General features: G+C 70.1%; 24 protein-coding genes. 18 read left to right on the top strand and 6 right to left on the bottom strand.

The window, feature by feature from the left end; translation table 11 throughout:
• The first annotated feature begins 30 nt into the window (after positions 1–30).
• The 11 genes from OHS18_RS28835 to phoU all read left to right on the top strand — a co-directional run bounded on the left by OHS18_RS28835 (position 31) and on the right by phoU (position 10,629).
• Complete coding sequence (locus OHS18_RS28835; protein ID WP_328613033.1) at positions 31–723, top strand: GntR family transcriptional regulator; 693 nt, start codon at positions 31–33, stop codon at positions 721–723.
• Positions 720–1,721 carry an ADP-ribosylglycohydrolase family protein gene (locus OHS18_RS28840; protein WP_328613034.1) on the top strand — a complete coding sequence of 334 codons (1,002 nt, stop codon included), beginning with the start codon at positions 720–722 and terminating at the stop codon, positions 1,719–1,721. Before OHS18_RS28835 ends, OHS18_RS28840 begins: the two co-directional genes overlap by 4 nt.
• Complete coding sequence (locus tag OHS18_RS28845) at positions 1,718–2,596, top strand: PfkB family carbohydrate kinase (protein WP_328613035.1); 879 nt, start codon at positions 1,718–1,720, stop codon at positions 2,594–2,596. The genes OHS18_RS28840 and OHS18_RS28845 overlap by 4 nt, the downstream gene beginning before the upstream one ends.
• The gene (locus tag OHS18_RS28850; RefSeq protein ID WP_328613036.1) at positions 2,593–4,029 is read left to right on the top strand and encodes a purine-cytosine permease family protein; all 1,437 of its coding nucleotides are present in this window, start codon (positions 2,593–2,595) and stop codon (positions 4,027–4,029) included. The genes OHS18_RS28845 and OHS18_RS28850 overlap by 4 nt, the downstream gene beginning before the upstream one ends.
• The gene (locus tag OHS18_RS28855) at positions 4,026–4,553 is read left to right on the top strand and encodes a cysteine hydrolase family protein (RefSeq protein WP_328613037.1); all 528 of its coding nucleotides are present in this window, start codon (positions 4,026–4,028) and stop codon (positions 4,551–4,553) included. Before OHS18_RS28850 ends, OHS18_RS28855 begins: the two co-directional genes overlap by 4 nt.
• A gap of 68 nt (positions 4,554–4,621) precedes the next feature.
• On the top strand, positions 4,622–5,032 hold the full coding sequence (locus tag OHS18_RS28860) for an NACHT N-terminal Helical domain 1-containing protein (protein ID WP_328613038.1): 411 nt from the start codon (positions 4,622–4,624) through the stop codon (positions 5,030–5,032).
• Entirely contained in the window at positions 5,029–5,862 is an 834-nt protein-coding gene (locus OHS18_RS28865; RefSeq protein WP_328447350.1) for an alpha/beta fold hydrolase, read from the top strand. The genes OHS18_RS28860 and OHS18_RS28865 overlap by 4 nt, the downstream gene beginning before the upstream one ends.
• Before the next feature lie 82 nt (positions 5,863–5,944).
• Positions 5,945–6,508: an isopentenyl-diphosphate Delta-isomerase gene (gene idi / locus OHS18_RS28870; protein WP_328613039.1), complete on the top strand. Its 564-nt coding sequence runs from the start codon at positions 5,945–5,947 to the stop codon at positions 6,506–6,508.
• Between the two features lie 120 nt (positions 6,509–6,628).
• Positions 6,629–7,333 (top strand): GGDEF domain-containing protein, encoded by a 705-nt coding sequence (locus OHS18_RS28875; protein WP_328447346.1) that lies wholly within the window; start codon positions 6,629–6,631, stop codon positions 7,331–7,333.
• Between the two features lie 1,083 nt (positions 7,334–8,416).
• Positions 8,417–9,880, top strand: a complete 1,464-nt coding sequence (locus OHS18_RS28880; protein WP_328459159.1) for an LCP family protein — start codon at positions 8,417–8,419, stop codon at positions 9,878–9,880.
• A gap of 83 nt (positions 9,881–9,963) precedes the next feature.
• Positions 9,964–10,629, top strand: coding sequence for a phosphate signaling complex protein PhoU (phoU, locus tag OHS18_RS28885; RefSeq protein ID WP_328447344.1), 666 nt, complete (start codon positions 9,964–9,966; stop codon positions 10,627–10,629).
• A gap of 162 nt (positions 10,630–10,791) precedes the next feature.
• Here the strand turns inward: phoU and pstB are convergent, their stop codons facing one another.
• From pstB to OHS18_RS28915, 6 genes are all read right to left on the bottom strand, one after another.
• The gene (gene pstB / locus OHS18_RS28890; protein ID WP_328447342.1) at positions 10,792–11,568 is read right to left on the bottom strand and encodes a phosphate ABC transporter ATP-binding protein PstB; all 777 of its coding nucleotides are present in this window, start codon (positions 11,566–11,568) and stop codon (positions 10,792–10,794) included.
• Positions 11,569–11,577: 9 nt separating this feature from the next.
• The gene (gene pstA, locus OHS18_RS28895; protein ID WP_328447340.1) at positions 11,578–12,492 is read right to left on the bottom strand and encodes a phosphate ABC transporter permease PstA; all 915 of its coding nucleotides are present in this window, start codon (positions 12,490–12,492) and stop codon (positions 11,578–11,580) included.
• Between the two features lie 2 nt (positions 12,493–12,494).
• Positions 12,495–13,415, bottom strand: a complete 921-nt coding sequence (gene pstC, locus OHS18_RS28900) for a phosphate ABC transporter permease subunit PstC (RefSeq protein WP_328459158.1) — start codon at positions 13,413–13,415, stop codon at positions 12,495–12,497.
• A gap of 199 nt (positions 13,416–13,614) precedes the next feature.
• The gene (gene pstS / locus OHS18_RS28905) at positions 13,615–14,745 is read right to left on the bottom strand and encodes a phosphate ABC transporter substrate-binding protein PstS (RefSeq protein WP_328447338.1); all 1,131 of its coding nucleotides are present in this window, start codon (positions 14,743–14,745) and stop codon (positions 13,615–13,617) included.
• A gap of 227 nt (positions 14,746–14,972) precedes the next feature.
• Positions 14,973–15,881 carry a mycothiol synthase gene (mshD, locus tag OHS18_RS28910; RefSeq protein WP_328613040.1) on the bottom strand — a complete coding sequence of 303 codons (909 nt, stop codon included), beginning with the start codon at positions 15,879–15,881 and terminating at the stop codon, positions 14,973–14,975.
• A 68-nt stretch (positions 15,882–15,949) separates the two neighbouring features.
• The gene (locus OHS18_RS28915) at positions 15,950–16,702 is read right to left on the bottom strand and encodes a winged helix-turn-helix transcriptional regulator (protein WP_328447334.1); all 753 of its coding nucleotides are present in this window, start codon (positions 16,700–16,702) and stop codon (positions 15,950–15,952) included.
• Between the two features lie 174 nt (positions 16,703–16,876).
• On the opposite strand from OHS18_RS28915, the gene OHS18_RS28920 reads away from it, so the two are divergent.
• The 7 genes from OHS18_RS28920 to OHS18_RS28950 all read left to right on the top strand — a co-directional run bounded on the left by OHS18_RS28920 (position 16,877) and on the right by OHS18_RS28950 (position 22,461).
• Positions 16,877–17,773, top strand: coding sequence for an LmeA family phospholipid-binding protein (locus tag OHS18_RS28920; RefSeq protein WP_328447332.1), 897 nt, complete (start codon positions 16,877–16,879; stop codon positions 17,771–17,773).
• A gap of 9 nt (positions 17,774–17,782) precedes the next feature.
• Complete coding sequence (locus OHS18_RS28925; RefSeq protein WP_328613041.1) at positions 17,783–18,217, top strand: TlpA family protein disulfide reductase; 435 nt, start codon at positions 17,783–17,785, stop codon at positions 18,215–18,217.
• 331 nt (positions 18,218–18,548) lie between these two features.
• On the top strand, positions 18,549–18,983 hold the full coding sequence (locus tag OHS18_RS28930) for a DUF4395 domain-containing protein (protein WP_328613042.1): 435 nt from the start codon (positions 18,549–18,551) through the stop codon (positions 18,981–18,983).
• 87 nt (positions 18,984–19,070) lie between these two features.
• The gene (locus tag OHS18_RS28935) at positions 19,071–19,907 is read left to right on the top strand and encodes a sulfurtransferase (protein WP_328447325.1); all 837 of its coding nucleotides are present in this window, start codon (positions 19,071–19,073) and stop codon (positions 19,905–19,907) included.
• Positions 19,907–20,218, top strand: a complete 312-nt coding sequence (locus OHS18_RS28940) for a DUF1416 domain-containing protein (protein WP_323324672.1) — start codon at positions 19,907–19,909, stop codon at positions 20,216–20,218. Before OHS18_RS28935 ends, OHS18_RS28940 begins: the two co-directional genes overlap by 1 nt.
• Before the next feature lie 142 nt (positions 20,219–20,360).
• Positions 20,361–21,719 carry a DHA2 family efflux MFS transporter permease subunit gene (locus tag OHS18_RS28945; protein WP_328613043.1) on the top strand — a complete coding sequence of 453 codons (1,359 nt, stop codon included), beginning with the start codon at positions 20,361–20,363 and terminating at the stop codon, positions 21,717–21,719.
• 127 nt (positions 21,720–21,846) lie between these two features.
• Positions 21,847–22,461, top strand: coding sequence for an FABP family protein (locus tag OHS18_RS28950; protein ID WP_328447319.1), 615 nt, complete (start codon positions 21,847–21,849; stop codon positions 22,459–22,461).
• The last annotated feature ends 7 nt before the right edge of the window (positions 22,462–22,468 follow it).

Below are 22,468 nucleotides of genomic sequence, written 5' to 3' on the forward strand. Positions count from 1 at the left end.
TGCGGAAACCACGGGTGTACAGGTGTGTACATGTACACCAAGCGGGAGCAGCTGGTCGGCGACCTCTCCGACCTCATCCGGTCCGGGCGGCTGGCCCACGGCGATCGGCTGCCCGGCGAGAACCAGCTCGCGCTGCAGTACCAGGTCAGCCGCGGCACCGTGCGCAGCGCGCTCTCCGAACTGCAGCAGCTCGAGCTCATCTCCACCCAGGCCGGCGTCGGCTCGTTCGTCACCTTCGACGGGGTCCAGCTCGACCAGCGGCTCGGCTGGGCCCGCGCGCTCGCCGACGCCGGGGCGCCCGTCACCACCGAGCTGCTCGGCATCGAAGCCGTCGAAGACCGGGCCCTCGCCGAGGAATTCGGTGAACACAACTACATCGCGGTACGACGCCTGCGCCGGGAACACAGCCGCGGGATCTCCCTCGAGACGGCGACCGTGCCCGCGGTCGGGCCGCTGGCCGAGCTCCCGGAAACCGGCCTCCAGGACGGCTCCCTGACCAAGACGCTCGAAGCCGCCGGGCGGATTTCCACCGGCGGCGACCAGTGGATCAGCACCGAACGGCTCGACGCCTGCGCGGCCGACCTCCTCGGCCGCGCCATCGGCGAGCTCTTCCTCCGCGCCGAGCGCACCTCGGTCGACGTCGAGGGCCGGCTCGTCGAACGCGTCGTCAGCCTCCTGGACCCCGATCGGTTCCAGTTCCACCTCACCTTCGGACACCGGTGAACGCGCGGGACCGGGCGCTCGGCGCGTTCACCGGGCTCGCCGTCGGCGACGCGCTCGGGATGCCGACGCAGTCCATGTCCCGCGCCGCCATCGCCGCCGCCTACGGGCCGGTCACCGGGCTGCTCACCGCCGTCGCCGAGCAGCCGGTCGCGCCGTCGATGCCCGCCGGCTCGATCACCGACGACACCGAGCAGGCCATCCTGCTGGCCCGGCTGCTCATCGACGGCCGCGGCACCGTCGACCCGCACGTCTTCGCCGACGCCCTGCTGATCTGGGAGGCGGACATGGTCCGCCGCGGCTCCGCGGACCTGCTCGGCCCGTCGACGAAACGCGCGCTTTCCCGTCTCCAGGACGGCGTCCCGGCCGAAGAAGCCGGTCGCGGCGGGACCACCAACGGCGCCGCCATGCGCGTCACGCCGGTCGGCATCGCCACGCCGTCGGGCAACCTGCACGCCCTGGTCGACGCGGTCGTCGCGACCGCGCGCGTCACCCACAACACCAGCCTCGGCATCGCCGCCGCCGCGGCGGTCGCGGCCGCCGTCTCCGCCGGGGTCGACGGCGCGAGCCTGCCCGAAGCGCTCGACGCCGGCGAGCGCGCGGCCGTCGTCGGCGGGGAACGCGGGCACTGGGCGGCCGGCGGGGAGATCGCCGCCCGGATCCGCTGGGCACGCGGCTGGGTGCGGGGCATGACGCACGACGCCGTCGCCGACGCGGTCGGCCAGGTGATCGGGACTTCGGTCGCGTCGCAGGAGTCCGTCGTGGCCGCTTTCGCGCTGGCCGAAGCCATGGGTGACGACCCGGCCGCGGCGCTGCGCCTGGCCGCGGGGCTCGGCGGCGACACCGACACCGTCGCCGCGATCTGCGGCGCCATGCTCGGCGCCGCGCACGGTGTCGCCGCCATCCCGGCGGACCTCGCCGAGACCGTCCTCGCCGTGAACCACCTCGACTTCGGGCCGCTCGTGGACGAGCTGCTCACCCTGAGACGGCGCGCGCGGTGACCGGGCGGCTGGTGCACACCGGACAGGTCGTGCTCGACCTGGTCATGGCGGTGCCGACGCTGCCCCTTCGCGGCGGAGACGTCCTGGCTTCGTCCACGGATCTGTTGCCAGGCGGCGGTTTCAACGTCATGTCCGCGGCCGCCCGGTCCGGCGCCCGCGTGCTGTACGCCGGCAGCCACGGCACCGGTGCCTTCGGTGATCTCGCCCGGTCCGCGTTGTCCCGTGAAGGCATCGAAGTGGCGCACGAACCGACGCCGGACCTGGACACCGGCGTCGTCGTGGTGCTGGTCGAAGCGACGGGCGAGCGCACCTTCGCGACCGGCACCGGCGCGGAAGGACGGCTGCGTCCCGCACTCCTCGACCATGTCCACCCAAAGAGTGACGACGTCGTCTACGTCACCGGGTACAGTCTGTTGCACGAGATCAATCGAACCGCGCTCCTCGCTTGGCTGCCTCATCTGCCCGGCTCGAGGATTCTGTTCGATCCCGGCCCACTCATCGCCGAAGTTGATCTTGGAGACCTCCGTGAACTTCTGTCCATAGTAGACATTCTCAGCTGCACCGCGCGCGAAGCCGAGGTGCTCGGCGAACTGCCCCCGGTCGCCGTCGTCCGCGACGGCGCGAAGGGCTGCCGCGTCCACAAAAACGGCCGGACGACCGACATCCCGGGCTTCTCCGTGGACGCCGTCGACACGAACGGCGCCGGTGACACGCATTGCGGCGTACTGGCCGCGGAACTGCTGCGCGGCAGTACCCTCCTCGACGCCGCCGTGCGCGCCAACGCGGCGGCCGCGCTTTCGGTGACCCGCCCGGGCCCGGCGACCGCGCCGGACCGCGCGGCGATCGACCGCCTACTGACCAGGGAAAAGCCATGACCACGACCGAACGCAAGCTCAAAGTGGAGACCAACGGCCTCGACGTGATCGACGACGCCGAGCGCCGCGGCAGCCCGCGCGGGCTGTTCTGGCCGTGGTTCGGCGCGAACGTCTCGGTGCTCGGGCTGAGTTACGGCTCGTTCACGCTCGCGTTCGGCATCTCGTTCTGGCAGGCACTGGTCGCCGGTCTCGTCGGGATCGTCTTTTCGTTCCTGCTGTGCGGTTTCGTCGCGATCGCGGGCAAACGCGGGTCCGCGCCGACGATGCTGCTTTCACGTGCGGCCTTCGGCGTCCGCGGCAACCGGCTGCCGTCGGCGATCTCGTGGATCCTCACCGTGGGCTGGGAAACCGTGCTGACAGCACTGGCGACACTGGCCACGGGAACCGTCGTCAAGCGGCTCGGCTGGGGTGACGGCACGGCGGCGAGCGTGATCGCGCTGATCGTGGTGGCGGTGCTGATCGTCGGCGCCGGCGTGCTCGGCTTCGACGCGATCATGAAACTGCAGACGTGGATCACCTGGATCACCGGCGTGCTCACGATCGTCTACGTGATCCTCGTGGCGGGTGACGTCCACTGGGAGGCGGTCAGCGCGCTGCCGTCGGGCTCGGCGCAGCAGTGGATCGGCGCGCTGGTGTTCCTGATGACCGGCTTCGGCCTCGGCTGGGTCAACGCGGCCGCGGACTACTCGCGCTACCTGCCACGGTCGTCGTCCGGGCGGGGCGTGATCGGCTGGACGACGTTCGGCGCGTCGGTGGCCCCGCTGGTGCTGCTGGTGTTCGGGCTGCTGCTGGCCGGCTCGTCGCCCGAGCTGAGCAAAGCGATCGGCCTCGACCCGATCGGCGCGCTGACGACGTTGCTGCCGCTGTGGTTCCTGGTGCCGTTCGCGATCGTCGCGGTGCTGGGCCTGGTCGGCGGCGCGGTACTGGACATCTACTCGTCCGGGCTGGCGCTGCTCTCGGCGGGCCTGCGGATCCCCCGCCCGATCGCGGCGCTCGTCGACGGCGTGCTCATGGTGCTCGGCACGATCTACATCGTCTTCTTCAGCGACGGATTCCTGGGACAGTTCCAGGGTTTCCTGGTCACACTGGGCGTCCCGGTGGCCGCGTGGTGCGGCGTGATGCTGGCGGACGTCCTGCTGCGCCGCCGCGACTACGCCGAGCAGGACCTGTTCGACCGGGCGGGCCGCTACGGCGACGTCCGGGTCGGGCCGATCGCGCTGATCCTGGTGGCGACGGCACTCGGCTGGGGCCTGGTGACGAACACGTCCGCGGGCTGGCTGAACTGGCAGGGCTACCTGCTGGAACCGTTCGGCCTCGGCGGCCGCGACGGCTCGTGGGCGTTCGCCAACCTCGGCGTCCTGGTGGCGCTGGTGCTCGGGTTCGCCGTCACGCTGGCGACAAAGCGCCGGATCCGCGCCCAGGAGGCGGCGTGAAGTCGATCCTGGCGGTCATCGACCTGCAGAACATCTTCGCCGACCCGGCGAGCGAATGGTTCACGCCGCGCTTCGCCGAGGTGGTACCCCGGATCCACCGCCTGGTGAAGGCGTTCGGCAATGACGTCGTGTTCACCCGGTTCATCGCGCCCGATCGCCCCGAAGGCGCGTGGAAGCAGTACTACGCGCGGTGGCCGTTCGCATTGCAACCACCGGAGTCGCCGTTGTACCAAGTAATCCCCGAGTTCCAGCCGACATCCACAGTGGACGCGACCACATTCGGCAAGTGGACCCCACGCCTGGCAACCCGAGTGGGCGGCGCACGCCTGGTACTGGCCGGAGTATCGACGGACTGCTGCGTACTGTCGACCGCCTTGGCGGCAGCGGACGCGGGCGTGGCGGTCACCGTCGTCTCGGACGCGTGCGCGGGAGTGGACGACGAGAGCCACGCGAAGACGCTGGACATCCTGCGCCTGTACGGCCCGCTGGTGAAGGTGGCCACGTCGGAGGAGGTGCTCGGCTAGGCTCGACCAGGGAGCCTCGACGCATCGGCGATCGTGTTGACCACCGCAGTCGTGAAGCGGCCGCGAAGGTGTCTGGGCGACCGGACCATCGCGGCCGACGCCAGGTCTTCGACCTGCCGGAGAAGCAGGTCACCGGGCTCAACGACCGACGCAAGCTCCGGCTGCTGTTCACCAATCTCGAGTCGCGGGTGGCCGACCGGCTGCTGCCGTTCCTCGACGTCGAGTTCCGCGCTCTGCCGGAGCACGAGCGGGCCGCCGCGGTGGACGCGGCGCGCGAGACGTTCGACCGCGCCGCCCTGACCGACGACGACCTGTTCGCGACCGACCTCGATACCGCGTTCCTGTACCGCTTCCTGGTCCGGACCGTCCCCGGCCTCCCGCGGTGTCGACCTGTCGGGACCGGGAGCGCTGTCGGACCAGCGAAGGGCCTACGCCGTTGGCCTGGCGTTCCCCAGCGGCCAGTAGATTCGGGCCTGTGATCGACCACATCAGCGTCACCACCGAAGCCGGTTCCTTCGATGCCATTGCCGCCGGGCCCGAAGATGGGCGGCCCGTGATGCTGTTGCACGGCTTTCCCGAAGCCGCGGTCGAGTGGGAGCACCAGGTCGCCACGCTCGGGGTGCTCGGCTTCCGGGCCGTCGCGCCGGATCAGCGGGGGTACTCGCCCGGGGTGCGGCCCGAACCGGCCGCCGACTATCGGATCGATCACCTTGTCGGGGATGTCGTCGCCATCGCCGACAAGCTCGGGTGGGGGCAGTTCGACCTCGTCGGGCACGACTGGGGTGGGGCCGTCGCCTGGTGGACCGCCGACGCGCACCCCGAACGGCTGCGCAGTCTTGCCGTCGTCTCGACGCCGCATCCCGCCGCTCTCTCCGCCGCGATGAAAAACGACGAGGACCAGTACCTGCGGACGCAGTACATGACCGAGTGGCGGCAGACGCGCGTCACCGAGCGCCGGATGCTGGAGAACAACGGGCGGGCGCTGCGGGACATGTTCGAGCGGCGGATCTCGCCCGGCAAGGTCGACGAGTACATCCAGCGGCTGTCCGAGCCGGGGGCGCTCACCGCCGCGCTCAACTGGTACCGCGCGGGCCGGCCCGGCGGGAAGATCGGGAAGATCGACCTGCCGACGCTGTACGTCTGGAGCACCGAGGACGTCTCGTTCGGCTCGACCGCCGCGCTCGACACCGGCAACTGGGTCACCGGGCCCTACCGCTTCGAGATGCTCGAGGACGTCACGCACTGGGCGCCCGAGGAGGCACCCGAAGCCGTGACGACGCTGCTCGTCGAGCACCTCAACGCGCGGTAACAGCCGATCACCCTGCCGTGAGCGTCGCAGCCACCCGCCTTGCGGTACGGCCGTCCGGTGGCGGTCGTGTTCACTGGGACGCGTGGATACCGCGACCGAAACCGAGACCGAGCGCGTCGTCTTCGTCACCGAGGACGGGGTGCCCACCGGCGAGACCGGGCCCAAGCTGGCCAGCCACCACGAGCACACCCGGCTGCACCTGGCGTTCTCCTGCTACGTCCTGCGCCGCAGCGACCAGGCCCTGCTGATCACCCAGCGCGCCCACGACAAGAAGGTCTGGCCGGGGGTCTGGACCAACAGCGTCTGCGGGCACCCCGCGCCCGGCGAGTCCCTCGAAGACGCCGTCCGCCGCCGCGCCGCCTACGAGATCGGGCTGCCGTCGCTGGCCGACCTCCAGTGCGTGCTGCCGAAGTACCGGTACCGGACGCCGCCGTTCGAGGGAATCGTCGAAAACGAGTTCTGCCCGGTGTTCGCCGCCTGGGCCGACACCGACCCCGAACCGAACCCGGCCGAGGTCGGCGGGTGGCGCTGGATCCCGTGGCGCGACTACACGGAGTTGCTGAACGACAAGACGGCTAATGTGAGTTACTGGGCCAAAGACCAGTACGCGCAGCTCAAGGGCATCGCACCGTTCTCGAACCTCTGACGACCCGACTCCGTTGAGTCACCATCGGCCTCCCGTTTGAGCGAAATTCACTTTCGTCCGTACCCACACCTCAAGCGCGGCCACCTCTACGACGACAACCAATGCGTGGTGGAGGTGGGCATGGTCGCCGAGGACGAAGGCGCGCTGCGCCGGGCCGGCGGGCCGCGACCGCCGGACCTGCTCCGCCTCCACGAGACCGTCGCGAGCCTGCTCGCGACCCAGGGCGACTGGCGCCGCGCCTACCAGCACCTGCGCTCCGCGCTGGACATCGCCCGCGACGGCAGCCTGCGCGACGCGCTGACGTCGAGCTACAACCGCCGGTACCTCGACGAGCGCCTGTACGGACCGCTCACCGGCCGCCAGACCGCCCGGCCGCGGCCGCCGCTGGGGATCGCGTTGATCGATCTCGATCGCTTCAAACGCGTCAACGACACGTACGGTCACCTCGTCGGCGACCGCGTCCTCCGCCGGGTGGCCGACCTCCTCCAGGAGGAGCTGCCCGAAGACGGCTTCTGCGCCCGGTACGGCGGCGAGGAGTTCGTGCTGTGGCTGCCCGGCGTCGACGTCGGGGCCGCCGTTCGCATCGTCGACGCCGCCCGGGTGCGCGTCGCCCGTCACCCCTGGTCAGAACTTCAGCCGGGACTGCGCGTGACGATCAGTGCCGGGCTTGCCCACGACTGCGCGACCGAACCGGACGCGGAGCCCAGCCCGGAGCGTCAGCTTCGGTGCGCGGACACCTTGCTTTACGCCGCGAAACGTGCCGGGCGGAACAAAGTCGCCTATCACGACGAACAAACGACTCGGTTAATAACCCACTCAGAGTAACGTAAACTCCGGATTACCCCGGATTGCGTAATGCCGCCTTCACCCGTTTGTCGACGCCAGGCGGCCGTTCGTCGACTCAAGGTGAAGAAAATTCCGGGAGGGTGTCGTCACGAACGGGGGGTATCCGTACGATAACGAAAACCTCCGGGGGAACGATCACCTCTCGCGGGGGAACACGGCCAAGTCGAAGAGCCGCCCAGTGATCGCGCGAAAGGAGACCGAGTGCCGGACGAGCACGACAGCCCGGGAACCGGTCGCCACGCCGACGGTCCAGGGCGACCCCGAAGCGGCAGACGCCGGTCCATGGAGGACCAGGGCGGGATCAGCGTTTCGGACGTCGTCGCCAAGACCACCGGCGTCCGGCCCGTCCCGCAGCGTGATCAACCCGACCGCACTGACCAGCCCGGACACCGGGGGCACAGTGCCGAGCCGCCCGCACCGCCCCGGGCCGCGCAGCCGCCCCGCGCTCGTGCGCCTCGGCCGGCACAGCCGCCCGCCGACAACCCAGTACCCGCGGACGCCACTCGTCAACCGCGCCCCCCGCGGCCGCGGCAGCCCCGCCGCACGACGGCCGCCGCCCCGCAGCCCGAGGCCCCACTCCAGCGCCGCCCGCCGGCCGCGAACCCTGGCCCGCAGCAGACGTCGGCCGCGCCGCAGCCGCCCCGCCGGCTCCGCCGTCCCGCGCCCGCTCCGGACGGCGCCGTGCCGCCGCGGCCGGACGCGCCGGCACTCCAGCGCCCCCCGGGGCCCGACGCGTTTCCGGTGAAGCGGCCACCAACTGCCCCGCCGAAGCCCGCTGACGGCCCGGCGGCCAAGCGCGCCGCCGCGAACGAGTCGTCGGCGCCGGGACGTGTCCGCCCTGCCGGGGAAACCCCGCCCGTGCGGCGCCCGCCGGCCGACTCGCCGGCCGCCAAGCGCGCTGCGGCCAAGGAATCTTCGGCACCGGGACGCGCCCGGCCCACCGGCGACACCACCGCGCCGCGACGCCCGCAGGCCGACGCACCGGCGCAGCGCCCCGCGGCCGCGGCGTCCGACACCACCGCTCTCCGGCACCCGCAGGCCGACGCGCCCGCCGTGGGCGCGGTGCCGTCGCGCGCCGAGCTCGACCCGCTGACCATGACCGACGAGATGGAAGCGATCGACGAGGCGACGCAGTACCGCCGCAAGATCGACCACACCCTCGCCCGGTTCTCGGCCGCGCACGACGAGGGGAACGCCGAAGAGGCGAAGCGGCGCGAACGCCGTGAGCGGCTCTCCCCGGCTTCCCTGATCGAAAGCACGCGTACGGCGCTTCAGCGCGTCGTCACCCCGGTGGCGGCCGACGAGCCCGAGGTCGACGCCGCCGAACTGGCCGCGCAGACCCGGCTGCAGGAGAAGAAGCTGCGCAAGAACGAGCGGGCGAGCCGGTTCGGGCGGATCGCCGCCGCGGTCGTCGCGGGGCTCGTGTTCCTCGGCGTCGGCGGCGCGTGGGGTGCCCAGACCTACTTCGACGCGAAGTTCACGCAGATCTCGGCGCTCGACGAGAACTCGTCCGACATCCAGGACGCCGCGGCGCAGGCCAACGACGAGAACTTCCTGATGGTCGGGTCGGACACCCGCGACGGCGCGGGGGCCGAAGAAGGCGTCGGCACCGCGGACAGCACGCCGGGCGCGCGCTCGGACACCGTGATGGTGGCGCACATCCCGGCCGACCGGCAGCGGGTCGTCGTCACGTCGTTCCCGCGTGACCTCGAGATCGACCGGCCCGACTGCCAGCGCTGGGACCCGGCGCAGAACAAGGACACCGACGAGAAGGTCCCCGGCCAGAAGATCGCGAAGCTCAACACCGCGTACGCGGTCGGCGGGCCGCCCTGCATCACGAAGGTGATCCAGCAGATCACCGGGCTGCGGATCAACCACTTCGTCGGGATCGACTTCAACGGCTTCAAGGAGATGGTCGACGCGGTCCACGGCGTCACCGTCCACAACGAGATCCCGATCGACGACACCATCCTCGGCAAGGTGCTGCTGGAGACCGGCGACGTGACGATCTCCGGCGACCAGGCGCTGAACTTCGTCCGCGCGCGGCACGTCAAGGGCGACCCGACGTCCGACTACGGCCGGATCAAGCGGCAGCAGGCGTTCATCGGCGCGCTGCTGAAGAAGGTCATGTCGTCCGACGTCGTCCTCGACCCCGGCAAGCTCAGCGACTTCATCACGGCGTTCGCGAAGGCCACCTTCGGCGACAACCTCGGCGTCAAGCAGATGATGACGCTGGCGCAGTCGATGAAGGGCCTCGACCAGTCGAAGATCTCGTTCCTCACGGTGCCGACGGTCGGTCTGCCCAACACCCGCGGCAACGAGGTCCTCGTCCGCAGCAAGGCGAAGACGCTGTTCGACGCGCTGCGCAACAACACCGCGCTGCCCGACCCGAACGCGCCGATCCCGCAGAGCGAGCAGCCGCCGCCCACCGGCTCGTCGAAGTCGTCGTCCTCGTCGAAGTCGTCGTCCTCGTCGAAGACGACCTCCAAGACCTCGTCGAGCAAGAAGACCAGCACCACCGGCTGAGTCGCGACGATCGTTAGTCCGGGTTCACGTACGGTTCACCCGGCGATGCGGTATTGGGCCACGGATGCCCGTAGGGTTGGGCCATGCGTGAGGCTTACCATGTCGAACTCGAACAGCTCGCCGACAACCTGGCGGCCATGTCGCTCCAGGTCGCCGACGCCATGGAGCGCGCGACGCGGTCGCTCTTGGAGGTCGACCTCAGTCTCGCCGAGCAGGTGATCAGCGACGACGCGAAGGTCGACGACGCCCGCGCCGAGTGCGAGGAGCAGGCCTACGCCCTGCTCGCGCTGCAGGCGCCGGTGGCGACCGACCTGCGGACCGTGCTCGCGGCGATCCACGCCGCGGAAAGCCTGGAGCGGATGGGCGATCTGGCCCTGCACGTGGCGAAGGCCGCGCGCCGGCGGCACCCCGAACCGGTGCTGCCCGAGGCCGTGAAGCCGTACTTCGCCGAGATGGGCGAGGTCGCGGTCAAGCTGGCCCGGCAGACCGAGGTGGTCATCAAGACGAAGGACGTCGAGGCGGCGAAGACGCTCGAGTCCGACGACGACCAGGTGGACGACATCCACCGCCACCTGTTCACGGTCCTGATGGACCGCGAGTGGCCCCACGGTGTGGCCGCGGCGGTCGACGTCACCCTGCTGGGCCGCTTCTACGAGCGCTACGCCGACCACGCGGTGTCGGTCGCGAAGCGGATGATCTTCGTGGTCACCGGCAAGATGCCGGGCTACGGTTCCGACGACGACATCTGAGCCTGAGCGAGAAGAAAGGCCCCCGACTCCGGTCGGGGGCCTTTTCCATTACCGGACAACGAGTCTCGAACATCCACTTCGGACACTGTGCCGAGAAAAGAAGAAGGCCTTTCTCGCCGGCCCCGAGCGCCGGCGAGAAAGGCCTTCGACAACAACGACTACTCAGCCGAAGCGGCCGGAAATGTAATCTTCCGTGGCCTTCTCGTCCGGGTTGGAGAAGATCTTCTCCGTGTCGTTGAGCTCGACCAGCCGGCCCGGCTGCCCGACGCCGGCGAGGTTGAAGAACGCCGTCTGGTCGGAAACCCGCGCCGCCTGCTGCATGTTGTGCGTGACGATGACGATCGTGTAGTCCTTCTTCAGCTCCCCGATCAGGTCCTCGATCGCCAGTGTGGAGATCGGGTCCAAGGCCGAGCACGGCTCGTCCATCAGGAGGACGTCCGGCTGCACCGCGATCGCGCGGGCGATGCAGAGACGCTGCTGCTGACCGCCGGACAGGCCGCCGCCCGGTTTGTTGAGGCGGTCCTTGACCTCGTTCCAGAGGTTGGCGCCGCGCAGGGCGCGCTCGCCGATCTCGTCGAGGGTCTTGCGGTTCTTGGTGCCGCCCAGCTTCAGCCCGGCGACGACGTTGTCCCGGATGGACATCGTCGGGAACGGGTTGGGGCGCTGGAAGACCATGCCGATCGTGCGGCGCACCTGGACCGGGTCGACGGCGGAGGCGTAGATGTTCTCGCCGTCCAGCAGGACGTCGCCCTCGACGCGCGCGCCGGGGATGACCTCGTGCATGCGGTTCAGCGTGCGCAGCACCGTCGACTTGCCACAGCCCGACGGGCCGATGAACGCGGTGACGTTACGGGGCGGCACGGACAGGGAGACATTGTCGACGGCGTGGAACTTGCCGTAGTAGATGTCCACGTCCTTGACGTCGATTCGCTTTGCCATGGCTACAGCTCACTTCTTCTTCGGGGCGACAAGGCGCGCGAACACGGTGGCGAGGAGGTTGATGATCGCGATGATGAGCACCAGCGTCAGCGCCGCGCCCCAGATCCGGTCGAAGCCGACCGAGCCGGGGTCCATCGAGTTGGTGACGCGCTCGTTGTTCATCAGCAGCGGGAGCGCCGCCTGCTCGCCGCTGAAGATGTCCCAGTTCGTGTAGGCGGAGTAGCCGACCAGGACCAGCAGCGGCGCGGTCTCGCCCATCACCCGGGCGAGCGCCATCATGATGCCGCCGATGATGCCGGACAACGCCGTCGGCAGCACGATCTTCACGATCGTCTTCCACTTCGGCACGCCCAGCGCGTACGACGCCTCGCGCAGGTCGTCCGGGACGATCCGCAGCATCTCCTCCGACGAGCGGACGACGACCGGGATCATCAGCAGCACCAGGGCCAGCGACACGGCGAAACCGCTGCGCGGCAAGCCGAACGTGGTGATCCAGAGCGCGTAGATGAACAGCGCGGCGACGATCGACGGGACACCGGAAAGGATGTCGACCATGAAGGTGGTGGCCTTCATGAGCTTGCCCCGGCCGTACTCGACCAGGTAGATCGCGACGAGCATGCCGATCGGCACCGCGATGATCGCGCAGACGAGGCCTTGCAGCAGGCTGCCGATGATGGCGTGCAGCACGCCGCCGCCGACCTCGTCGGACAGGTAGTTGCCCAGGTCCTGCGACCACCAGTTGGTGTACGGGATGCGCTTGATGCCGTTCGCGACGACTGTGTACAGCACCCACACCAGCGGGACGACGGCGATCAGGAACGACAGCCAGACCAGCGTGGTCGCCAGGCCGTTCTTGACCTTGCGGGCCAGGCTGACCTGCTGGAACGCCGGTGTCGTGGCAGGGGCTTCGAGCGTGCTGGTCATGCTCACTCTCCCTTCTTGCCGATGACGGACCGCGCCGCGAAGTTGACGAGGAAGGTGAGCACGAACAGCACGAGGCCGGCCGCGATGTACGCGCCCGCCGAGATCTCGTTGTTGAACTCGCTGTAGTTGGCGGCGATCTTCGAGGCGAACGTCGAACCGCCGTCGAAGAGGCTCCAGTCGAAGTTGCGGCCCTGCGGGATCAGCAGGATGACGGCCAGCGCGATCGTCTCGCCGAGCGCGCGGCCGAGGCCGAGCATCGACGCGCCGATGTAGCCGGCCTTGCCGAACGGCAGCACGGTGGTGCGGATGACTTCCCAGCGCGTGGCGCCGAGCGCCAGCGCGCCTTCGAGGTGCGGGGTCGGCGTGCGCTCGAACACCTCGCGCGAGAGCGAGGTGATGATCGGCAGGATCATCACGGCCAGCACGATGCCGGCGGTGAAGATCGTGCCGCGCACGCTCGGCGCGACGTTGCCCGGCGCCAGCAGCGGGAACCACGAGAAGGTGTCGTTGATCCACTGCGAGAACGGCTCGATCGCCGGGGCGAAGACCAGGATGCCCCAGAGGCCGAAGATGATCGACGGCACCGCGGCGAGCAGGTCGATGACGTAGGCGAACGGCCGCGCCAGCCGCTTCGGCGCGTAGTGGGTCAGGAACAAGGCGATGCCCAGCGACACCGGCATCGCGATGATCAGCGCCACCAGCGACGTCGCCACCGTGACCTCGAGGAGGTCGAGGATGCCGAACGACATGTTGGCGGGGTCGTTGGTCGACCAGCCGTGGTTGAACAGGAAGTTGGCCTTGTCGGCCTGCAGCGCCGGGATCGCCTGGATGAGCAGGAAGACCCCGATCAGGCCGATCAAGGCGACGACGAAGATCCCGGCCCCGGTGGTCAGGTTCTGGAAGATGCGGTCACCGGGCCGCACCTTCTTCGGCTTCTCGCTCGCGGGCGGCTCGGGCACCGCCGTCGAGGTGGGTTGCTCCGAAATCGGATCCTCCGGGGGCGTCGTGGCGGACGACGAACGCCCACCGGGGTCGCCGGTGGGCGTTCGCGTCGAGGATGACTCGCTCATCAGCTACTTCTGACCAGCCTGTATCAACTCGGGGAGCAGTCGCAAGACCGCGTCAGGAGATCGCCTTGACCGCGGCGAGGACCTTGGTCTGCAGCGACTGCGGGATCGGGACGTAACCCTTGGCGGACAGCGGCTGCTGACCGTCGGTGGCGGCCACGGTCAGGAACGCCTTGACGGCCTTCGAGACGTCGGCGTTCGCGTACTTCGAGCAGACGATCTCGTAGGTCGTCAGCAGCAGCGGGTAGGCACCCGGGGTGTTGCTGGCGTAGATGCCGTTGAGGTCGAGCGCGAGGTCGTTCGTGCCGTCCTTGAGGAACTTGGCCGAGTCGAGCGACTTCGCCACGTTCTCCGACGTCAGCTCGACGCCGCCGGAACCGCTGTCGATCAGCGCCGGGGTCAGGCCGTCCTTGGCGAACGCGCCTTCGACGTAGGTGATGGCGCCGTCGCCGGCCTTCACCGCGGTCGCGACACCGTTGGAGCCCTGCGCACCGTTGCCGACGCCACCGTTGAACTTCTTGCCCGCACCCTTGGTCCAGTCGGCCTTCGCCGCCGCGCCCAGGTACTTCTGGAAGTTGTCGGTGGTGCCCGACTCGTCGGCGCGGGAGACGACCTGGATGGCCTTGTCCGGCAGGTTCGCGCTCTCGTTGCCCTTGACCGCCTTGATGGCCGGGTCGTTCCACTTGGTGATGCCACCGCTGAAGATCTTGGCGATGACCGAGGGGGTCAGCGTCAGCTTGTCCACACCGGAGAGCTTGTAGGCGACGGCCACCGGGCCGACGACCATCGGGATGTTCCAGGCGGGGCTCGCGCAGCGCTTGGTGGCCGCTTCGAGGTCCGCGCCGGTGGCCGGCGAGTCCGAGCCGCCGAAGTCGATCTGGTTGGCGTTGAACTGCTTGACGCCGGCGCCCGAGCCACTGGGGTTGTAGTTGACCTGCTGGCCCGAGCACTTCTTGCTGTACTGCTGCGTGAAGATGTCGATCGCGTTCTTCTGTGCCGACGAGCCTTCGGCGGAGAGCGGGCTCTTGCCGCCGCACGCCACGTCGGCCGTGCCGGTGGCGGCCGGGGCGGCAGCCGAGTTCGAGCTGCTGCTGTTCGTCGCCGCGGGGTCGGAACCACAGGCGGCGAGCACGAGCGCGGCGCTCGCCACGATGCCGACCGCGCTCAGGGGCCGCATGATCTTCACTGCATTTCCTCCATCAGGAGCATCACGGGTTCGGCAGCGGCGTGTTTCGCCGCGCCGGATCCGGACATTAGGCAGCCCTGGTGGACGGTCAGCCGTGAACAAATGAACGCAAAGTGAACAAGGCCCCGGATGTGAGCAGTGCGACTACTCCGAAAGGATGCCGTGTCCTGGCCGTGACCTGGGCGTATGCCCACAGTGACGAGCTGCTCGCACGGCGTCCACCGTGGTCACCGACCGTACTGGACGTCGGTCTCGTGACGCGTGAACCCGAGCTTGGTGTAGACCGCCAGCGCCGGGGCGTTGTCCCCCTCGACGTACAGGATCACCTGCCGCAGCCCCTGGTCCGCGAGGTACCGCAGCCCGGCGAGCGTCAGCGCCCGGCCGAGGCCGCCGCCCTGCGCGGCCGGGTCGACGCCGACGACGTACACCTCGCCGACGCGCTCGCCGCCGAACCGGCCCGGCGTGGCCTCGTGCACCTTCGTCCAGTGGAAGCCGATCACCTCACCGTTTTGCTCGGCGAGGAAGAAGCCGGCGGCGTCGAACCACGGCCGCCGTTCGTCGGCACGGATGTCGTCGGCGGTCAGGGCGCCCTGCTCGGGGTGCCAGTCGAAGGCGCGCGCGTTGACCTGGACGACGGCGTCCTCGTCCTGTCCCGGCACGAAAGTGCGCAGCGAGACGCCTTCGCGCAGCGCCGGCTCCGGCCAGTCCGCGCCGTCGACGGCGGCGTGCAGGATCAGCAGTTCGCGCTTGCGCTCCAGCCCGGTCCTCAGGGCGAGCTGACGGGCCGCGGGGTGGTCGCCGTGGGCCCAGACGCGGAACCCGACGGCGGCACGCTCGTCGAGCGCCTGAAGCAGCTTCGCGCCGTACCCGCGGTTGCGGTGGGCGGGGTGCACGAACAGTTCGGCGACCTGGTGGCCGAAGGAGTCGCCCGTGGTGTCGAGGTGCGCGTAGCCGACGACGTCGTCTTCGACGCAGGCGACCAAGTGCTCACCGCCGTCGAACTCGCCCGGCAGCGCGCCTTCGGGTTCGACCTCGGGCCGCCCGTCCGCCTCGCGCACGGCCAGCAGCAGCTGCCGCACGTGCCCGAGCTGCTGCTCGTCCAGGTCCTGACGCCATTCCCCGCCGTCTCCGCTCACCCCGTGACCGTACCCGGGACCGGAGCAACGCGACGGTTGTGCGGAACGTCCTGGAAGGCGTGGGGGACCTAGTGCGCGAGTTCGGGGGTGTCGGCCGGGGCTTCGGCGGGCGCCTGCGCCGGCACGCTCCCCCGCGGCGCCCCCTTGGCCGGCCGCTCGAACTTGTACCCGACGTTGCGCACGGTGCCGATCATCTGCTCGTGCTCCGGGCCCAGCTTGGCGCGCAGCCGCCGGACGTGGACGTCGACCGTGCGGGTGCCCCCGAAGAAGTCGTAGCCCCAGACCTCCTGCAGCAGCTGGGCGCGGGTGAACACCCGGCCGGCGTGCTGCGCGAGGTACTTGAGCAGCTCGAACTCCTTGTAGGTGAGCTCCAGCGTGCGCCGCTTGAGGCGCGCGGTGTAGGTCGCCTCGTCGATGACCAGCTCGCCGACCCGCAGCTCGGCGTCGACCTGCGCGGAACCGCCGTCGCGGGTCGTGACCAGCCGCAGCCGGGCGTCGACCTCGGCCGGGCCGGCCGTCGGCAGGAGGATGTCGTCGGTGCGCCATTCGGCGCTGACCGCCACCAGCCCGCCTTCGCCGACGACGGCGATGATCGGGGTGGAGGCCTCGTCCTCGCCGGTGCCCTTGAGCAGCCGGCAGAGGCTCTTGGCCGAGGCCAGATCACTGCGCGCGTCCAGCAGGATGACGTCCCGGTGACCCGCGTCGAGCAGGGCGGTCACCTCGGGGGGCCGGACGCGTACGGTGTGCGGCAGCAGGTCCAGCGCGGGAAGCACCGACGTGGCATCCGCTTCCGCAGTCAGTACCAGAAGGTCCAGGCTCATGAGCCGCACCGCCTTCTCAAGTCGTCGCCTCACGGTGGCGTTAGTCGGTGCTAAGTGAGAATAGCGGCTGAACGGCCGGGTACCTAACCCTTGCTGGATCGATCACACCTGGAGAAACCTCCGGTGCGCCCGACGAACCCCGATGAACCCCGACGGAACAGGAGTACGGACGCGATGGTGAGCAGGCCCGTGGCCCGGGACGACCGACCCGCACCGAGGCCGGACGCGCAACGCCGGGGCCGCCGCGGCCGGCGGTGGGTGATCGCCCTCGTGGTACTGGTCCTCCTGCTGGTCGGCGCCGATTTCGGGGCCGCCGCGTTCGCCGAGCACATGATCTCGCAGAAGGCGCGCACGCAGCTGCAGCTGACCGACGACCCGTCGGTCACCATCCACGGCTTCCCGTTCCTCACCCAGGCGCTGGGCGGTGACTACAGTCACATCAGCGTGTCGGCCGCCGGCGTGCCGGTCGGCGACAAGCTCCAGGACGTCGCGCTGAACGCCGAGCTCGAGGACGTCACCGCGCCCCTGTCGGACCTCACGAACGGCAACACCAAGGCCATCACCATCGGCAAGCTGACCGGCGCGGTCACCATCAAGGCCGCCGACCTGGCCCGCATCTCGCCGCTGGACAAGATCAAGGACCTGCGGATCGACCCCGCGACCACGGACTACGTCCAGAACGGCGACTCCGGGCAGGCCGAGCCGACGCCGACGACCACGACCGCCGCCGACGGCCAGCCCGTCGACGAGTCGAGCACGGGTGTCCGTATTTCGGGACACCTTCAGTTCGCGGGCAAGGATCTGGAAATCTTCTGCTTCGCGATGATCGAGGCGGACGCGAAGCAAGGGACGATCACCTTCGCGCCGAAGCGGCTGCAGTTCGGGAATGACCAGGAGACCACCGTCGTTCCCCAGGCGGTGCAGAAGGCACTGCTGCCGAACTTCAACGCGTCGATCGCGACGAAGGACCTGCCGCTGTCGGTCACCCCGACCGGCGTGCGGGTGCAGAGCGGATCGGTGACGATCAAGGGTGAGGCGTCGAACGTCTCCTTCGCGGACCTGAGCAAGTAGGAGTGGCCGGTGACGGGGCTGTGGGTGCTCGTGGCGGTACTGGTGGCCGGGACGGCCGCCGGGCTCGTGCTGCGGGCGCGCAACGGCCGTGTGCGGGAGGCGCGGGACGCCCAGCCCGTGCGTGAGCTGCCCGGCCCCGTCGCCGCCGCGCTCGACCCGGCGTCCGCTGTGACGCTGGTCCAGATCTCCACCACCTTCTGCGCGCCCTGCCGGCACGCGAAGGCCGTGCTCGAGCCGCTGGCCGAGCGCACCGAGGGCCTGCACCACGTCGAGCTGGACGTCACGAACCAGCCGGAGGTCGCGCAGGCACTGGCCGTGCTGCGGACGCCGACCACGATCGCGCTGACCCCGGACGGCCGGGAGCTGCTGCGCGTCGGCGGCGTCCCGAAAGGCGCCGACCTACTGGACGCGCTGCGCCCGCACCTCACCGCGCGAACCCCCTGACCCGCCGTTCGCACTCGCACACGACGTCGTCACTTTCCCTAGGAAAGATGCGTCCAGGGGGTCGGAAGGTCTCAACAGGCGGGAATCGTCCCAAGGTGTGAACGTGGTTCCCACTCTGAGGGAGCACTGGGTACCCTCGCACCCGTGACCAGGCTGACCACCTTCTTGACGCAGCGGCGCGCAGTGGACTTCTGCCGCGTCCGCAGCAGCCTGTGTCGGGTTCAGTCCGACCGGCGCTGAACGACGTCTTTTTCGCCTCGGTCCCCAGCCAGCCTGAAAACGCTGACGCGTGCCGTTCGCACGCACTCTCTCCGCTCCAGCTGGAGGAACCATGTCCGCCGGACCGGCCGTCGACCCGCGTGGCCCGCGGTTCGCCGCCATCCTGACGACGATCGTGCTCGCGGTCGTCCTGGTCACCCAGTGGTGGCCGCTGCTGGCGATCCAGACCGTCGTCTTCGCCATCGGCGCGTTCGCCGGGCTCAGGCCCGCGCCGTACTCGCTGCTGTACCGCTACCTGGTGGCCCCGCGCCTCGGCCCGACGACCGAGCGGGAGGACGCGGCGCCGCTGCGGTTCGCCCAGGCCGTCGGGTTCGTGTTCGCGCTCGTCGGCACCCTCGGCTTCGCCGTCGGGATCACGCCCCTCGGCATCGTCGCGACGGCCTTCGCGCTCTTCGCGGCCTTCCTCAACGCGGCCTTCAACTTCTGCCTCGGCTGCGAAATGTTCTTGCTGATCAAACGCTTCAGCCCCGCCCGCGCGTCGTCCTGAATCCATCCATGCCCCCGCCACCACCCTCAACGGAAGGCGCTTCGCGCCGCTGTGTTGATTCGATCCCCAGAAAGAGAGTTCATCTCCATGAGCCGTGAAGACGTCCTGGTCACCACCCAGTGGGCCGAGGAGAACCTGGACACCCCCGGCGTCGTGTTCGCCGAGGTCGACGAGGACACCACCGCGTACGACGGAGGCCACATCCGGGGCGCGGTGAAGTTCGACTGGCGCAAGGACCTGCAGGACGGGGTCCGCCGCGACTTCGTCTCCAAAGAGGGCTTCGAGAAGCTCCTGTCGGAGAAGGGCATCTCGAACGACGACCGCGTGATCCTCTACGGCGGCAACAACAACTGGTTCGCCGCCTACGCGTACTGGTACTTCAAGCTCTACGGCCACGAGAACGTCCAGCTGCTCGACGGCGGCCGCAAGAAGTGGGAGCTCGACGGCCGCGAGCTGAACTCCGACGAGGTCAAGCGCGACGCCACCGACTACAAGGCCAAGGACCAGGACCTGTCCCTGCGCGCGTTCCGCGACGAGGTCGTCCAGTCCATCGGCGCGAAGAACTTCGTCGATGTCCGGTCGCCGGACGAGTTCTCCGGCAAGCTGCTCGCCCCGGCGCACCTGCCGCAGGAGCAGTCCCAGGTCCCCGGCCACATCCCGGGCGCGCTGAACGTGCCGTGGGCGAAGGTCGCCAACGAGGACGGCACCTTCAAGACCGAGGGCGAGATCGACGAGCTCTACAAGGAGCAGGGCATCGACGCCGGCAAGGGCACCATCGCCTACTGCCGCATCGGTGAGCGCTCGTCCATCGCGTGGTTCGCGCTGCACGAGCTGCTGGGCCACCAGGACGTCAAGAACTACGACGGGTCCTGGACGGAATACGGCTCGCTGGTCGGCGTGCCGGTCGAGTTGGGAGCCAAGTGATGGCGGTCGACGACAGCTGCGGCGCACCGGTCCAAGAGGCCACGCCGGCGGATTACGACACCAAGGGCCAGGTCGTCCTGGCCGGCAAGGTGACCGGCGCGGACGGGCCGGTCGGCGGCGCGTTCGTCCGGCTGCTGGACGGCGGCGGCGACTTCACGGGCGAGGTCGTCTCCTCGGCCGACGGCGACTTCCGCTTCTACGCGGCGCCGGGCGAGTGGACCGTGCGCGCGCTGCACCGCAGCGGCAACGGCGAAGCGTCCGTCACCGCCGAAGGCCCCGGCCTGCACCAGCTGGCCATCTCGGTCGCCTGAGTTCTGCACTGCCGTGAGGGGCACCTTCAGGGACACCATGTCCCTGAAGGTGCCCCTCACGGCTTTTCGGCGGCAGCCCGGACGCGGTGGTCCGCATGCGACGAGTTGACCTCGAGCCGGGTTGAGGTCGCAAGCTGTCCAGGTGACCCTCACCGCTCCTGTGACGCGCCGGGCCGGCCTGCTGGTGGCCGTGTTCCTGGGCAGTTTCATGGCCCTGCTCGACGTCAGCGTGGTGAGCGTCGCGCTGCCGACCATGCAGCGGACGCTGGGCACGAGCTTCAGCGGCCTGCAGTGGATCATCGACGGCTACACGGTGGCGCTCACCGCCGTGATCCTCTCCGGCGGCACGCTCGGCGACCGCTACGGCCGCAAGCTCGTCTACCTGTGCGGACTGGCGCTGTTCACCGTCGCCTCGGTCGGCTGCGCGCTCGCGCCGACGCTCGAGCTGCTGGTCGTCGCCCGGATCATCCAAGGCTTCGCCGCCTCCGCCGTGATCCCGGGTTCGGTCGCGTTGCTCGCGCACGCGTTCCCGGAGCCGGCCGCGCGGGCGCGGGTGATGGGCCTGTGGGGCACGGTCGCGGGCTGTGCGCTGGTGCTCGGCCCGCTGATCGGCGGCCCGCTGACGGACGCGTTCGGCTGGCCGTCGATCTTCCTGCTCAACGTGCCGATCGGGCTGGTCGCCGTCGTGCTGGGCCGCCGCGGGATCACCGAGTCCCGCGACCCGGCGCACGGCGCGCTCGACCTGACCGGCCAGGTGCTCGGCGCGCTGTGGATCGGCCTGCTGACGTTCGCCGTGATCGAGGCCGGGCGGCTCGGGCTGAGCGCGTCCGTGCTGGTCACCGGGGCACTCGGGCTCGCCGCGCTGACGGCGTTCATCGTGGTCGAGCTGCGCGCGGAGCACCCGATGCTGCCGGTGCGGCTGTTCGCCCGGACGCGGTTCTCGGTGGCCATCTTCGCCGCGTGGAGCCTCGGGTTCGCGGCCTACCCGGCGGTCTTCCTGATCGGCGTCTACCTGCAGCAGGCCCGCGGCGCGACGGCGACCGAGGCGGGTGTCCAGATGCTGCCGTACGTGCTGGCGAACGTCGTCGCGGCCTTCGCCGCCGGCCGCCTTTCGGCGCGCTACGGCGCGGAGCGGCTCCTGCCGATCAGCTACTTCGTCGCGGCCGTCGGCTCCTTCGCGTTCCTGGTACTGGACGCGCAGAGCCCGTACTGGCTGGTGGCGATCGCGTTCGCGATGGCCGGCGCCGGGGTCGGGCTGTCGGTGACGCCGTCGAACATCGTCGGGCTGGCCGGGCTGCCGGGCCACCGCAGCGGGATCGCGTCGGCGACGGTCAACGCCGCCCGCCAGACCGGCACCGCCCTCGGCGTCGCCGCGCTGGGCGCGCTGCTGGCCGGCGGCGCGACGCTGCCGAGCGGCCTGCACGCGGCGATGGGTGTGGCCGGCGTGGTGCTGCTCGCGGTGACCGTGCTCACCGCGGTGACCCTGCGCCGGGCCGGGTGAGCGGCGGCGGACTATCCTGCTGGGCGTGGAAGCACTGTTTACGACCTTGCTGGTGCTCGCCGGCGTCGCGATCACCTGGTTCGCCGTGTACGTCGTCTACCGGCTTTACGCGGACCAGCGCTGACCCATGACCGACAGCGGCGACGACGCCATCGCAGCAGCGGACATGCGCGCGCAGAGCACCCGCGCGCGCAACCTCCCGTTGTGGGACGACCTGCCCATCCCCAACGACACGGCCAACCTGCGCGAGGGGCCGGACCTCAACGAGGCCTGCCTCGCGCTGCTGCCGATGGTCGGTGTCTGGCGCGGTGAGGGCGAGGTCGACTACCCGACCATCGAAGGCCCCCGCAAGTTCGCGCAGCAGCTGACGATCGCGCACGACGGGCGGCCGTTCCTGATCCACGAGTCGCGGTCCTGGCTGCTCGACGACGAGGGCAACGTCATCCGCCCCGCCGCGCGCGAGTCCGGGTTCTGGCGGCCGCAGGCGGACGACACGCTCGAGCTGCTGCTCACGCACAACACCGGGCTCGTCGAGCTGTACTACGGCAAGCCGCGCAACCAGACGTCCTGGGAGCTGGGCACCGACGCGGTGATCCGCACGGCCAGCGCGAAGGACGTCAAGGCCGCTCAGCGGCTGTACGGCCTGATCGAGGGCTCCCTCGGCTACGTCGAGGAGCGCGCGATGATGGGCCAGGAGCTGCAGCCGCACACCTCGGCCCTGCTGCACCGCGTGGTCGGCTGACGGCACC

The organism is Amycolatopsis sp. NBC_00355 (assembly GCF_036104975.1).
GTDB lineage: Bacteria > Actinomycetota > Actinomycetes > Mycobacteriales > Pseudonocardiaceae > Amycolatopsis.